This is a genomic window from Pseudomonas sp. I2 (genome assembly GCF_040984075.1).
GTDB lineage: Bacteria > Pseudomonadota > Gammaproteobacteria > Pseudomonadales > Pseudomonadaceae > Aquipseudomonas > Aquipseudomonas guariconensis_B.
Window position 1 is genome coordinate 1 of record NZ_JBCGFQ010000027.1, and the last position, 13,019, is coordinate 13,019.

The 13,019-nt window shown below is 63.7% G+C and carries 13 protein-coding genes; 7 read left to right on the forward strand and 6 right to left on the reverse strand.

Going from position 1 to position 13,019, the window contains the following annotated elements; translation table 11 throughout:
• Nucleotides 1-163 precede the first annotated feature (163 nt).
• Nucleotides 164-1,381 (reverse strand): argininosuccinate synthase, encoded by a 1,218-nt coding sequence (locus WCE05_RS15190; RefSeq protein WP_225788131.1) that lies wholly within the window; start codon nucleotides 1,379-1,381, stop codon nucleotides 164-166.
• Nucleotides 1,382-1,509: 128 nt separating this feature from the next.
• Complete coding sequence (locus tag WCE05_RS15195; protein WP_368816134.1) at nucleotides 1,510-2,469, reverse strand: OmpA family protein; 960 nt, start codon at nucleotides 2,467-2,469, stop codon at nucleotides 1,510-1,512.
• 130 nt (nucleotides 2,470-2,599) lie between these two features.
• Between WCE05_RS15195 and pyrC the strand changes: the two genes are divergently transcribed.
• Nucleotides 2,600-3,646, forward strand: coding sequence for a dihydroorotase (gene pyrC, locus WCE05_RS15200; protein WP_225788129.1), 1,047 nt, complete (start codon nucleotides 2,600-2,602; stop codon nucleotides 3,644-3,646).
• Nucleotides 3,643-4,314, forward strand: a complete 672-nt coding sequence (gene rnt / locus WCE05_RS15205; RefSeq protein WP_225788128.1) for a ribonuclease T — start codon at nucleotides 3,643-3,645, stop codon at nucleotides 4,312-4,314. The genes pyrC and rnt overlap by 4 nt, the downstream gene beginning before the upstream one ends.
• Before the next feature lie 92 nt (nucleotides 4,315-4,406).
• On the opposite strand, the gene WCE05_RS15210 is transcribed toward rnt, so the two are convergent.
• On the reverse strand, nucleotides 4,407-5,009 hold the full coding sequence (locus tag WCE05_RS15210; RefSeq protein WP_225788127.1) for a peroxiredoxin: 603 nt from the start codon (nucleotides 5,007-5,009) through the stop codon (nucleotides 4,407-4,409).
• Between the two features lie 215 nt (nucleotides 5,010-5,224).
• Here WCE05_RS15210 and WCE05_RS15215 point away from each other — a divergent pair, with 215 nt between their 5' ends.
• Complete coding sequence (locus WCE05_RS15215) at nucleotides 5,225-5,446, forward strand: bacterioferritin-associated ferredoxin (protein WP_225788126.1); 222 nt, start codon at nucleotides 5,225-5,227, stop codon at nucleotides 5,444-5,446.
• 201 nt (nucleotides 5,447-5,647) lie between these two features.
• Entirely contained in the window at nucleotides 5,648-6,121 is a 474-nt protein-coding gene (gene bfr, locus WCE05_RS15220; protein WP_225788125.1) for a bacterioferritin, read from the forward strand.
• Nucleotides 6,122-6,361: 240 nt separating this feature from the next.
• Here the strand turns inward: bfr and grxD are convergent, their stop codons facing one another.
• Both grxD and WCE05_RS15230 read right to left on the reverse strand, forming a co-directional pair.
• Nucleotides 6,362-6,697: a Grx4 family monothiol glutaredoxin gene (gene grxD, locus WCE05_RS15225; protein WP_043206518.1), complete on the reverse strand. Its 336-nt coding sequence runs from the start codon at nucleotides 6,695-6,697 to the stop codon at nucleotides 6,362-6,364.
• A 91-nt stretch (nucleotides 6,698-6,788) separates the two neighbouring features.
• On the reverse strand, nucleotides 6,789-8,897 hold the full coding sequence (locus tag WCE05_RS15230; protein WP_368816135.1) for a molybdopterin oxidoreductase family protein: 2,109 nt from the start codon (nucleotides 8,895-8,897) through the stop codon (nucleotides 6,789-6,791).
• 364 nt (nucleotides 8,898-9,261) lie between these two features.
• On the opposite strand from WCE05_RS15230, the gene argF reads away from it, so the two are divergent.
• Nucleotides 9,262-10,182 carry an ornithine carbamoyltransferase gene (gene argF / locus WCE05_RS15235; protein WP_368816136.1) on the forward strand — a complete coding sequence of 307 codons (921 nt, stop codon included), beginning with the start codon at nucleotides 9,262-9,264 and terminating at the stop codon, nucleotides 10,180-10,182.
• On the forward strand, nucleotides 10,179-11,288 hold the full coding sequence (locus tag WCE05_RS15240) for an ABC transporter ATP-binding protein (RefSeq protein ID WP_225788122.1): 1,110 nt from the start codon (nucleotides 10,179-10,181) through the stop codon (nucleotides 11,286-11,288). The genes argF and WCE05_RS15240 overlap by 4 nt, the downstream gene beginning before the upstream one ends.
• 62 nt (nucleotides 11,289-11,350) lie before the next feature.
• On the opposite strand, the gene ybaK is transcribed toward WCE05_RS15240, so the two are convergent.
• Nucleotides 11,351-11,821, reverse strand: coding sequence for a Cys-tRNA(Pro) deacylase (gene ybaK / locus WCE05_RS15245; RefSeq protein WP_225788121.1), 471 nt, complete (start codon nucleotides 11,819-11,821; stop codon nucleotides 11,351-11,353).
• Between the two features lie 303 nt (nucleotides 11,822-12,124).
• Between ybaK and WCE05_RS15250 the strand changes: the two genes are divergently transcribed.
• Complete coding sequence (locus tag WCE05_RS15250; protein WP_225788120.1) at nucleotides 12,125-12,976, forward strand: MIP/aquaporin family protein; 852 nt, start codon at nucleotides 12,125-12,127, stop codon at nucleotides 12,974-12,976.
• The last annotated feature ends 43 nt before the right edge of the window (nucleotides 12,977-13,019 follow it).

Genomic DNA, 13,019 nt, shown 5'->3' on the forward strand with positions numbered 1-13,019 from the left:
GCCCGCTCCCACAAGCTACGCTGCAAACCTCGAGGAATGCACGATCCTGTAGGAGCGGGCTCGCCCGCGAAGGGCTGCAAGGCAGCCCCAATCGATGTCATATCCGACTTAAGTGAGCAGCATTACGGCACAAGGCCGGGGGTCTGTCTGCCCTACATGCCGATCAGAGCAGCGAACGGCCCTTGTTGGCGGCAATGCGCATGCGCAGTGCATTGAGCTTGATGAAGCCAGCGGCATCGGCCTGGTTGTAGGCGCCACCGTCTTCCTCGAAGGTCGCGATGTTGGCATCGAACAGCGAGTCGTCCGACTTGCGGCCGACGACGACGACGTTACCCTTGTACAGCTTCAGGCGCACCACGCCATTCACGTTGACCTGGGAGGCGTCGATCATCTGCTGCAGCATCAGGCGCTCCGGGCTCCACCAGTAGCCGGTGTAGATCAGGCTGGCGTACTTGGGCATCAGCTCATCCTTCAGGTGAGCGACTTCGCGGTCCAGGGTGATCGACTCGATGGCACGGTGGGCCTTGAGCATGATGGTGCCGCCGGGGGTTTCGTAGCAGCCGCGGGACTTCATGCCGACATAGCGGTTCTCGACGATGTCCAGGCGACCGATGCCGTTCTCGCCGCCGATGCGGTTGAGGGTGGCCAGCACGGTGGCCGGGGTCATCTCGACGCCGTCGATGGCGACGATGTCACCGTTGCGGTAGGTGAGCTCGATGTAGGTCGGCTTGTCGGGGGCGTTCTCCGGGGAGACGCTCCAGCGCCACATGTCTTCCTCGTGCTCGGTCCAGGTATCTTCCAGGACACCGCCCTCGTAGGAGATGTGCAGCAGGTTGGCGTCCATCGAGTACGGCGACTTCTTCTTGCCGTGGCGCTCGATCGGGATGCCGTGCTTCTCGGCGTAGTCCATCAGCTTCTCGCGGGACAGCAGGTCCCATTCGCGCCATGGCGCGATGACCTTGACGCCTGGCTTGAGCGCATAGGCGCCCAGCTCGAAGCGCACCTGGTCGTTGCCCTTGCCGGTGGCGCCATGGGAAATGGCGTCGGCGCCAGTTTCGTTGGCGATCTCGATCAGGCGCTTGGCGATCAGCGGACGGGCGATGGAAGTACCCAGCAGGTACTCGCCTTCATAGACGGTGTTGGCGCGGAACATCGGGAAGACGAAATCGCGCACGAACTCTTCGCGCAGGTCGTCGATGTAGATTTCTTTCACGCCCAGGGCCTGTGCCTTGGCGCGGGCCGGCTCGACCTCCTCGCCCTGCCCCAGGTCAGCGGTGAAGGTCACCACTTCGCAGTTGTAGGTATCCTGCAGCCACTTGAGAATCACCGAAGTATCAAGGCCGCCGGAATACGCCAGTACGACCTTTTTTACGTCCGCCATGCCATCACTCCACGGGGTTGTACGGAAAGCCGTCGATTCTACCGGCCCTGCCGAAAAATTTACAGTGGGGCGACAGCTTGTGACGACAAAGCGACAAGAACTGTCGAGAGCGCGACCACCGGTCGCACTCAGGACGCCTTGCCGGCCGGTGGTACGGCGGTAGCAGGGGCCGGTGCGTTGGCTGCCGGCGCCGCAGGTGGCTGCGCAGCAGGCTTTTGCTGGGGCTGCTCGACCGGCGTGACACGATCGAGGGTGATGTTGACCCGGCGGTTGCGCGCACGGTTGGCGGCACTGTTGTTCTTCACCAGCGGGTAGCGCTCGCCATGGAAGCGCACGCTGATCTGCTCGTCGGGCACGCCGTGGGCCTTGAGGTAGTCGGCGACCGCCAGGGCCCTGCGCCGCGAGGTGTCACGGTTGGTCAGGCGATTGCCGCTGTTGTCGGAGTGACCGTCGAGCTCGATGTGGTTCACCGACGGGTCGGCCTTGAGGTAGTCGAGGATCACGTCCAAGCGGGCGCGGGCCGCGCTGTCCAGGTCGATGCCCGCGCTGGGGAAGCCTACCTGGGTCTGGCGGATCTGGTCGAAGTTCATCGGCAACAGCTTGCCCACGCACAGCTGGTAGTCGCTGTAGGCCTTGGCGAAACTCACCGGCAGCACGCGCACTTCCATGGGCCTGCCACCTTCGCCGGTGTAGTTGCGCACCACCGTGCTGCGCCCATCGAGCAGGCCATTGATCAAACGGCTGGCCTGGCCCTGGGAGGAGCTCAAGAGCACCCCGCTGCGCCCCAGTCGTACCGCGCCGAGGTTGATGTCGCCCCGCCCGGGCTGCCAGGGCGCCGCGGCGGCCAGCAAGGTCGCCGAGCCTGCGCCCAGGACGTTGCTGTGCGAGCGCAGTTGGAAAACCGCCTGTTCACCGGCTCGCCGCACGAACTCGCCACTGCCGAAACCGTCGATCGGCTGGACCAGCCGGCATTCGAACTGATCGCCCTCGACTGTCCAGGCGATGTTCTCCACGCGCGTCTGGAAGGTCAGTGCCCCAGCCGGCAGGCTGGCAAGCAGGGTGAACAGGGCTAGGTAACGCTGGCGCACAGGCGGCTCCACAGATTCTGGCGGCTTACCAGCAGGCTATCGGACGCCGCCCGGAAAACTTGATAGCCGTGCTCGCCCCGGGGTTTTCCGGTAGCATTCGTCCTTGAGTTCGAACCGCCTGGAATCCCCAATGTCCGATCGCCTGACCCTCCTGCGCCCCGACGACTGGCACATCCATCTGCGCGATGGTGCCGTCCTCCCCCATACCGTCGGCGATGTGGCGCGCACCTTCGCCCGCGCCATCGTCATGCCCAATCTCGTTCCGCCGGTGCGCGATGCCGCCGAAGCCGGTGCCTACCGTGAGCGTATCCTCGCCGCGCGGCCTGCCGGCAGCCGCTTCGAGCCGCTGATGGTGCTGTACCTCACCGACCGCACCAGCCCCGAGGATATCCGCGCGGCCAAGGCCAGCGGTTTCGTGTACGCCGCCAAGCTGTACCCGGCCGGCGCCACGACCAACTCCGATTCGGGCGTGACCAGCATCGACAATATCTTCCCAGCCCTCGAGGCCCTGGCCGAGGCCGGTATGCCGCTGCTGGTGCACGGTGAGGTGACGCGCGCGGAAATCGACGTGTTCGATCGCGAGAAGCGCTTCATCGACGAGCATATGCGGCGTGTGGTCGAGCGCTTCCCCACGCTGAAGGTGGTGTTCGAGCACATCACCACTGCCGATGCCGCGCAATTCGTCACCGAGGCGCCCGCCAACGTCGGCGCGACCATCACCCCCCAGCACCTGCTGTACAACCGTAACCACATGCTGGTGGGCGGTATCCGCCCGCACTTCTATTGCCTGCCGATCCTCAAGCGCAACACCCACCAGGTGGCGCTGCTGGACGCGGCCACCAGCGGCAACCCCAAGTTCTTCCTCGGCACCGACTCGGCGCCGCATGCCCGCCATGCCAAGGAAGCCGCCTGTGGCTGCGCCGGCTGCTACACCGCCTATGCGGCCATCGAGCTGTATGCCGAGGCATTCGAGCAACGCAACGCACTGGACAAGCTGGAAGGCTTCGCCAGCCTGCACGGCCCGGCCTTCTATGGCCTGCCGGCCAACACCGACACCATTACCCTGGTCCGCGAAGAGTGGGCCGCCCCGGACAGCCTGCCGTTCGGCGACAACACCGTGGTCCCGCTGCGCGCCGGTGAAAAACTGCGCTGGCGCCTGCTGGAGGGCAAGGCGTGAGCGAAGTTCTCTTTGATGATGACCAGGAAGGTCAAGGCGGTGGTTCGCGCCATCCGATGGCCGAGCGTTTTCGCGGCTACCTGCCGGTGGTGGTCGACGTCGAGACCGGTGGCTTCAACTGCGCCACCGATGCGTTGCTGGAGATCGCCGCGGTCACCATCGGCATGGACGAGAAGGGTTTCCTGTTCCCGGAGCACACCTACTTCTACCGCGTCGAGCCGTTCGAAGGCGCCAACATCGAGCCGGCGGCCCTGGAGTTCACCGGTATCAAGCTGGATCACCCGCTGCGCATGGCGGTGAGCGAGGAAACCGCGCTCACCGACATCTTCCGCGGGGTGCGCAAGGCATTGAAGGCCAATGGCTGCAAGCGGGCGATCCTGGTCGGCCACAACAGCAGCTTCGACCTGGGCTTCCTCAATGCCGCGGTGACGCGCAACGACCTCAAGCGCAACCCGTTCCACCCCTTCTCGAGCTTCGACACCGCCACCCTGGCGGGCCTTGCCTACGGCCAGACCGTCCTGGCGCGAGCCTGCCAGAGCGCCGACATCGACTTCGACGGCCGCGAGGCCCACTCGGCACGCTACGACACGGAGAAGACTGCCGAGCTGTTCTGCGGCATCGTCAATCGCTGGAAGGAAATGGGCGGCTGGCGGGACTTCAACGACTGAGCGGCAAGCGAGAGTCGGGCACGAACAGCTTTTTCTCGAAACCCCAAGCGAAAAAAAACCGGCCGCGAAGGCCGGTTTTTTTTCGCGGGCGATTACAGCTTGCCGGCGTTCTCGCTCAGGTAGGCAGCGACGCCTTCCGGCGAAGCGGTCATGCCCTTGTCGCCTTTCTTCCAGTTGGCCGGGCAGACTTCGCCGTGCTCTTCGTGGAATTGCAGGGCGTCGACCAGGCGCAGCAGTTCGTCCATGTTACGGCCCAGCGGCAGGTCGTTGATGATCTGCGAGCGAACGACACCGTTCTTGTCGATCAGGAAGGCGCCACGGAAGGCAACGCCGCCCTCGGACTCGACGTCATAGGCCTTGCAGATCTCATGAGAGATATCGGCCGCCAGGGTGTACTTGACCTGGCCGATACCGCCCTTGTCGACCGGGGTGTTACGCCAGGCGTTGTGAGTGAAGTGCGAGTCGATCGACACGCCGATCACTTCCACACCGCGCGCCTGGAAGTCAGGAATGCGGTTGTCCAGGGCGATCAGCTCGGACGGGCAGACGAAGGTGAAGTCCAGCGGGTAGAAGAACACCAGGCCGTACTTGCCCTTGATGGCCGAAGCCAGGTTGAAGCTGTCGACGATCTCGCCGTTGCCCAGCACGGCTGGAACGGTGAAATCCGGGGCTTGTTTACCAACGAGCACGCTCATTCGTTATCTCCTGATGATGGTGAAAAACCGTGGCCCGGACGGGTAGGCCCGCCCGGCATCCGACAAAGGCCGCCCATCATACACGGCTTCGCGTGACAGGCCGAATGCCAACCGCCGGTCGCGCGAATGCGCACCGGGCGAGAATGCGCTTTGACAAGCATTCTCATTACCATTAATCTCCAAGCCATCAAATCAACCAGCGATGGTCTGACCTTATGTATGTGTGTCTTTGTGTCGGCGTTACCGACGGACAGATCCGCGATGCGATCTATGAAGGATGCTGCAGCTACAAGGAAGTCCGAGCCGCCACCAATGTCGGCAGCCAATGCGGCAAATGCGCCTGCCTGGCCAAGCAGGTGGTCCGCGAAACCCTGACCGACCTGCAGGTCAGCCAGCAAGCCGCCCTGCCCTACCCCGTTGAATTCAACGTGGCCTAGAGACAACGAATTCGAAGAACCGGACCTTGTGTCCGGTTTTTTTATGTCTGAAATTCAATAAGTTAGCACCATAACGCGGTTCACAAACATTCTTATTCCTATTAAATTTCACTTATTATTCAATAACTTAGGTTTGACAGAAGAAGTTATCGGGCTCAAACTTCCTTGTATTGGCACACTTCTACAGGGCAGGAACCCGACATGAAAGGCGACGTAAGCGTCATCCAGCATCTCAACAAGATCCTCGGAAACGAGCTGGTCGCGATCAACCAGTACTTCCTGCACGCGCGCATGTACGAAGATTGGGGCCTGAACAAGCTCGGCAAGCACGAGTACAAGGAATCCATCGACGAGATGAAGCACGCTGACAAACTGATCAAGCGTATCCTCTTCCTCGAAGGCATCCCCAACGTGCAGGACTTGGGCAAGCTGCTGATCGGCGAGCACACCAAGGAAATGCTCGAATGCGACCTGAAGATCGAGCAGAAAGGCCTGGTCGACCTCAAGGCCGCCATCGCCCACTGCGAGACTGCCGGCGACTTCGGTTCGCGCGAGCTGCTGGAAGACATCCTCGAATCCGAGGAAGAACATATCGACTGGCTGGAAACCCAGCTGGGCCTGATCGACAAGATCGGTATCGAGAACTACCTGCAGTCGCAGATGGGCGAAGAATAAGGCAAGCAATGGTCAGGGCTGCCTCGCAGTCCTTTCACGACACAAGGCCGCTTCCACACGCACAGCGCTTTATGAAGAATAGCGCCATGCCTGTGGAGCGGCCTTGTTTCATATGCCAGCCAGGCAAGCGGCATTGAGGCTGCTCGCCGGCAAACCGGCGATGGGCCGCGAAGCGGCCCCAGAATGGCGGCTGAAAGACCGGCCGTGAATACGTCAGCGGCCTCCCAGACGATGGCCGATTCAGGCCTCGGAAGCCTTGGCCTTGGCGGCAGCTTCCTTGATCAGGGTCTGCAGCTCACCCTTCTCGAACATCTCGAGCATGATGTCGCTGCCGCCGACCAGCTCACCGCCGACCCACAGTTGCGGGAAGGTCGGCCAGTTGGCGTACTTGGGCAGGTTGGCGCGGATTTCCGGGTTCTGCAGGATGTCGACGTAGGCGAACTTCTCGCCACAACCCATCACGGCCTGCGCGGCACGCGCCGAGAAGCCACACTGTGGGGCGTTCGGCGAGCCTTTCATGTAAAGCAGAATGGTGTTGTTGGCAATCTGCTCTTTGATTGTTTCGATGATATCCATGGAGCACCTCGGCTGAACTTTCCGACGCGGTCGTCGGCACGGTGACGCATTGTAACGGAAAGCCGAGCAGCATGCTCGGCCCTGCCGGCCTTCAGGCGGCCTCCACATGCACAGGGACGCCATTGAGCACGGCATTGCCCGATACAGCATCGAGCAGGTGCTCGTCGGTGAGGTCATTGGCGCTGACCCCGGGCTGGCTGCTGGCGATGCGCAATTGCGCGCCCTGGCGCCCGTGCCCGTAGCCATGAGGCAGGCTGACCACGCCCGGCATCATCTCCTCGCTGGCCTGGACCTGCACTTCCAGCTCACCTGTACGCGAGCGGATCCGCACCCATTGGCCATCCGCCAGCCCGCGCGCCTGCAGGTCCTGCGGATGCATCAGCAACTGATGGCGTGGCTTGCCTTTCACCAGCCGATGGAAATTATGCATCCAGGAATTGTTGCTGCGCACATGCCGGCGACCGATCAGCAGCAGTTGGTCCGGTGCAGGCGGCCTCTGCCGAGCCAGGCGTTGCAGGTCGTCCAGCAAGGCCGCAGGCGCCGCCTCGATGGCCTGGCTGGCGGTGCGCAGGCGCCCGGCCAGGTTCGGCCGCAACGGCCCCAGGTCCAGGCCGTGGGGATGGCGATCCAGGGTCTGCAGCGACAACCGCCAGGGTGAATCGTCGCCATGGCGGCCCTGGCGCAGGGCCAGGTCGATCATCTGCGCCGGTGCCAGGGTCGGCTTGAGTGCCAGCCCGGCACGCTCGGCGTAGGCCCTGGCCAGGCCGACGAAGATCTCCCAGTCGTGCAACGCGCCCTCCGGCCTGGGCAGGATCGCCCGGTTGAAGCGCGTGACATTGCGCACCGCCAGCAGGTTGAAGGTGGTGTCGTAGTGGTCGTTTTCCAGCGCCGAGGTAGAAGGCAGGATCAGGTCGGCGTGACGGGTCGTCTCGTTGATGTACAGGTCGATGCTGAGCATGAAGTCGAGCCCCGCCAAGGCCTCGTCCAACTGCCGGCCATTGGGCGTGGATAACACCGGATTGCCGGCCACGGTCACCAGCGCCCGCACCTGCCCCTCGCCGGGCGCCAGGATTTCCTCGGCCAAGGCAGCCACCGGCAGCTCGCCACCATATTCCGGCAGGCCCGAGACCCGGCTCTGCCACTGGTTGAAATGCCCGCCCGAGGTACTGCCCACCAGGTCGACCGCAGGCTCGGTGCACAGCGCCCCACCCTCGCGGTCGAGATTGCCGCTGACCAGGTTGATCAATTGCACCAGCCACTGGCAGAGGGTCCCGAAGGCCTGGGTGGAAACGCCCATGCGCCCATAGCACACCGCCCGCTCGGCCGCCGCGAAATCCTCTGCCAGTTGGCGGATATCGGCCGCCGCGATACCGCACAGCCCGCTCATCGCCTCGGCGCTGAACGGCATAATCGCCTCGCGTACCTGCTCGAGCCCGTTCACTGGCAGGTGCGAGCCCTGGGCCAGGCCCTCGGCGAACAGGGTGTTGAGCATCGCCGCCAGCAGCGCAGCGTCGCCACCGGGGCGAATGAACAGGTGACGGTCGGCCATCGCCGCTGTCTCGCTGCGCCGAGGATCCACCACCGCCAGCCGACCACCCCGCGCACGCAGGGCCTTCAGGCGCTTCTCCACATCCGGCACGGTCATGATGCTGCCATTGGAAGCCAGCGGGTTGCCGCCGAGGATCAGCATGAAATCGGTGTGGTCGATATCCGGCACCGGCAACAGCAGGCCATGGCCGTACATCAGGTAGCTGGCCAGATGGTGGGGCAATTGGTCCACCGAGGTGGCGGAAAAACGGTTGCGGGTCTTGAGTAGGCCGAGAAAGTAGTTGCTGTGGGTCATCAGCCCGTAGTTGTGCACGCTGGGATTGCCCTGGTACACCGCAACGGCATTGCGCCCATGGGCCTGCTGGATACTCCACAGCCTGTCGGCGGCCAGGGCGAAGGCCTCGTCCCAGGCGATCGGCTGCCAGCCCCCGCCGACCCGCCGGTGGGGTTGGCGCAAGCGGTCGGGGTCGTCCTGGATGTCCTGCAGGGCCACGGCCTTGGGGCAGATATGGCCACGGCTGAACGGGTCGTGCGGGTCGCCCTTGATCGAGGCGATGCGTACCCGCCCATCGGCTTCGTGGGCCAGTTCGATGTTCAGGCCACAAATGGCCTCGCACAGGTGACAGGCTCGGTTATGCAAGGTCGTGCTCATGGCCGCCTCCGCCGTGACGTTGTGGAACTGCGACTATGCGCTCGCCCCGCAGCGCCGACCAGCGAGGTTCGCCGCATGAATCCCGCGACATCAGGCGGCACGATTGGCGACGCAAGGTTTGCCAAGCGGCCTGCAAGCCGTGTACAAAACCTGTAGAAAATAAAAAACAGTCGCTGCACAACGGGTTACGACATCCTTTGCAACAGAGCGACCGTTCCCCCCTTGGTTTGAGGCGACATTTAATTATAGTATTGCGCCTTTCCCTATTCCGTCCGCCCCGTGCGGCTTACGCCGCAGGTCACTCCCGTTGTCAAGAAAACCCATACGGTCGACCTGCAAACCGTTGCAGATAAGGTAGTCAATCATGAGCGCTAGGCACTTTCTCTCCCTGATGGATTTCACTGCTGACGAATTGCTCGGCGTGATCCGTCGAGGCATCGAGCTGAAGGACCTGCGTAACCGCGGCGTGTTGTTCGAGCCGCTGAAGAACCGCGTGCTGGGGATGATCTTCGAGAAGTCCTCCACGCGCACCCGCCTGTCGTTCGAAGCCGGCATGATCCAGCTCGGCGGCCAGGCCATCTTCCTGTCGCCCCGCGATACCCAGCTGGGCCGCGGCGAGCCGATCGGCGACAGCGCCATCGTCATGTCGCGCATGCTCGATGCGGTGATGATCCGTACCTTCGCCCACAGCACCCTGACCGAGTTCGCCGCTCACTCGCGCGTCCCGGTGATCAATGGCCTGTCCGACGACCTGCACCCTTGCCAGCTGCTGGCCGACATGCAGACCTTCCTCGAACACCGTGGCTCGATCCAGGGCAAGACCGTGGCCTGGATCGGCGATGGCAACAACATGTGCAACACCTATGTCGAAGCGGCGATCCAGTTCGACTTCCAACTGCGCGTGGCCTGCCCGGAGGGCTATGAGCCCGATCCGCGCTTCCTCGCCCAGGCCGGCGATCGCGTGCAAGTCATGCGCGACCCGAAGGAAGCGGTGCGCGGCGCTCACCTGGTGAGCACGGATGTCTGGACTTCCATGGGCCAGGAGGAGGAAACTGCACGGCGCCTGGCGCATTTCGCGCCTTACCAGGTCAACCGCGAACTGCTCGACCTGGCGGCACCCGACGCCCTGTTCATGCACTGCCTGCCCGCCCACCGTGGCGAGGAAATCAGCCTGGACCTGCTCGACGACCCACGCTCGGTCGCCTGGGACCAGGCCGAGAACCGCCTGCATGCGCAGAAGGCCCTTCTGGAATTCCTTGTAGAACCGGCTTACCACCACGCATGAGTCAACCCCTATTGCTCAACCTGCGCAACCTCGCCTGCGGCTACGGCGACCAGCGCATCGTCCAGAACCTCAACCTGCACCTGAACGCAGGCGACATCGGTTGCCTGCTGGGCTCCTCGGGCTGCGGCAAGACCACCACCCTGCGCGCCATCGCCGGCTTCGAGCCGGTGCACGAAGGCGAGATCCAGCTGGCCGGCGAGGTCATTTCCCGCGCCGGCTTCACCCTCGCGCCGGAAAAACGCCGGATCGGCATGGTATTCCAGGACTACGCCCTGTTCCCGCACCTGACCGTGGCGCAGAACATCGCCTTCGGGTTGGGCAAGCATCCACGCCAGGGCGAGGTGGTCGAGGAGATGCTCGAGTTGGTCAAGCTCGGCAAGCTGGGGGGACGCTATCCTCATGAGTTGTCCGGCGGCCAGCAACAGCGCGTGGCCCTGGCCCGGGCCCTGGCTCCGGAACCACAACTGCTGCTGCTCGACGAACCCTTCTCCAACCTCGACGTGGAACTGCGCCGGCGCCTGAGCCATGAGGTCCGCGACATTCTCAAGAGCCGCGGGACCAGTGCCATCCTGGTGACCCATGACCAGGAAGAAGCCTTCGCCGTCAGCGACCATGTGGGCGTCTTCAGGGAAGGACGCCTGGAGCAGTGGGACACGCCCTACAACCTCTACCACGAACCGCAGACGCCCTTCGTGGCCAGCTTCATCGGCCAGGGCTATTTCATCCGCGGGCAGATGAGCAGCCACGAGGCGGTCAATACCGAGCTGGGCGAGCTGCGCGGCAACCGTGCCTACATCATGGCGCCAGGCAGTTCGGTGGATGTGCTGTTGCGCCCGGACGACATCGTCTACGCACCGGACAGCGACCTGCGGGCGAACATCATCGGCAAGAGCTTCCTCGGCGCCTCTACCCTGTATCGCCTGCTGTTGCCCACCGGCAGCCAGCTGGAGGCGATCTTCCCGAGCCATGTCGATCATCAGGTCGGCGAGGATGTCGGCATTGCCGTGTCTGCCGACCACCTGGTGCTGTTCCCGGCACCAGGCAGCGTCGCGGCGCAGTTGCCACGCCCGGAGAACGGGGTACGACGCTACAGTTCGGCGACCTGAGTTTCAGCGGAGCTTGGGCTTGCTCGCGAAAGGGCCAGCTCAAGCTTCGCAACGGCAAAAACTCAGCCCCGCCCAATCCCGGCGAACGTCGCCTGGGTATGCGTAGCCAGCACCGCCGCCGCCAGCTCCACCTCCAACCCGCGTCGTCCAGCGCTCACATGGATGGTTTCGAACTGTTGCGCCGATTCGTCGATGAAGGTGCGCAAGCGCTTCTTCTGCCCCAGCGGGCTGATCCCGCCCACCAGGTACCCCGTGGCGCGCTGCGCTGCAGCTGGATCGGCCATCTCGCATTTCTTCACGCCCGCCGCCTGGGCCAGCGCCTTCAGGTCGAGGGTGCCGCCCACCGGCACCACCGCCACCAGCAACTCGCCCTTCTCGCTGCAGGCCAGCAGCGTCTTGAACACCCTCTGGGGATCGAGCCCGAGCTTTTCCGCCGCCTCCAGGCCATAGGACGCAGACTTGGGATCATGTTCGTAGCTGTGCACGCGGTGTTCGGCACGTGCCTTCTTCAGCAGGTCGAGGGCGGGGGTCATGTACGGCTCCAGTCGATGACAGGTCGGCGGCTACTTTAGGGCAAATCCTACAGGCCAGCCAGCACATGGCTGACATGCCTCACGACCTCCGAGTTCGCAGTGAATGCAACCAGTCAGATTGTGGCCGACCGTTCACTTTCGACCTTTGACATCAGCGTTTCTTGTCTATATTTTTTCGTTTGCGAATATTCTATGCACTTTTAAGGTGCATTTTCTTACGTCCGCCCGGGGTCAATGGGGATAGACACCGGGCTTTGCTGTCGAGCGCCCAGCGCCTCACAACAACAAGAACCGAGGTCATACATGACGACTGCTGCAAGACAACCGACGCTTTCCGGCCAGTGCACGGCCGAGTTCCTCGGCACCGCTCTGCTCATCTTCTTCGGCACAGGCTGCGTCGCCGCGCTCAAGGTCGCCGGCGCCAGCTTCGGCCTGTGGGAAATCAGCATCATCTGGGGGATCGGCGTGAGCATGGCGATCTACCTCACCGCCGGCGTGTCCGGCGCGCACCTGAACCCGGCCGTGAGCATCGCCCTGTGCCTGTTCGCCGGCTTCGACAAGCGCAAGCTGCCGTTCTATGTCCTCGCCCAGGTCTGCGGTGCCTTCTGCGCCGCCGCGCTGGTCTACACCCTGTACAGCAACCTGTTCTTCGATTTCGAACAAGCCCACGCCATGGCCCGTGGCAGCCAGGCCAGCCTGGAGCTCGCCTCGGTGTTCTCCACCTACCCGCATCCGGCGCTGTCCATCGCCCAGGCCTTCCTGGTCGAATTGGTCATCACCGCTATCCTCATGGCGGTGATCATGGCCCTGACCGACGACGACAACGGCCTGCCCCGCGGCGCCATGGCGCCCTTGCTCATCGGCCTGCTGATCGCCGTGATCGGCAGTGCCATGGGCCCGCTCACCGGCTTTGCGATGAACCCGGCGCGGGATTTCGGGCCCAAGCTGATGACCTTCCTGGCCGGCTGGGGCGAGATCGCCTTCACCGGCGGACGCGACGTGCCCTACTTCCTGGTGCCGCTGTTCGCTCCGATCCTCGGCGCCTGCCTGGGCGCCGCCTTGTATCGCGGCCTGATCGCCCGCCACCTGCCGATGGCACAAGCCGCGAACCGGCAAACAGACGATAATCCTCAGGGCGACACCCAGGTTTCCTGACGCCGCCGCCGGGCCCCGGGCCCGGCCTGCCCTGACCTACTCC

What these genes read in the sequence shown, in the direction of transcription:
- WCE05_RS15190 (WP_225788131.1), bottom strand. Translation starts at nt 1,381, where the DNA reads ATGGCGGACGTAAAAAAGGTCGTACTGGCGTATTCCGGCGGCCTTGAT.
- pyrC (WP_225788129.1), top strand. Translation starts at nt 2,600, where the DNA reads ATGTCCGATCGCCTGACCCTCCTGCGCCCCGACGACTGGCACATCCAT.
- WCE05_RS15210 (WP_225788127.1), bottom strand. Translation starts at nt 5,009, where the DNA reads ATGAGCGTGCTCGTTGGTAAACAAGCCCCGGATTTCACCGTTCCAGCC.
- WCE05_RS15215 (WP_225788126.1), top strand. Translation starts at nt 5,225, where the DNA reads ATGTATGTGTGTCTTTGTGTCGGCGTTACCGACGGACAGATCCGCGAT.
- bfr (WP_225788125.1), top strand. Translation starts at nt 5,648, where the DNA reads ATGAAAGGCGACGTAAGCGTCATCCAGCATCTCAACAAGATCCTCGGA.
- grxD (WP_043206518.1), bottom strand. Translation starts at nt 6,697, where the DNA reads ATGGATATCATCGAAACAATCAAAGAGCAGATTGCCAACAACACCATT.
- WCE05_RS15230 (WP_368816135.1), bottom strand. Translation starts at nt 8,897, where the DNA reads ATGAGCACGACCTTGCATAACCGAGCCTGTCACCTGTGCGAGGCCATT.
- argF (WP_368816136.1), top strand. Translation starts at nt 9,262, where the DNA reads ATGAGCGCTAGGCACTTTCTCTCCCTGATGGATTTCACTGCTGACGAA.
- WCE05_RS15240 (WP_225788122.1), top strand. Translation starts at nt 10,179, where the DNA reads ATGAGTCAACCCCTATTGCTCAACCTGCGCAACCTCGCCTGCGGCTAC.
- ybaK (WP_225788121.1), bottom strand. Translation starts at nt 11,821, where the DNA reads ATGACCCCCGCCCTCGACCTGCTGAAGAAGGCACGTGCCGAACACCGC.
- WCE05_RS15250 (WP_225788120.1), top strand. Translation starts at nt 12,125, where the DNA reads ATGACGACTGCTGCAAGACAACCGACGCTTTCCGGCCAGTGCACGGCC.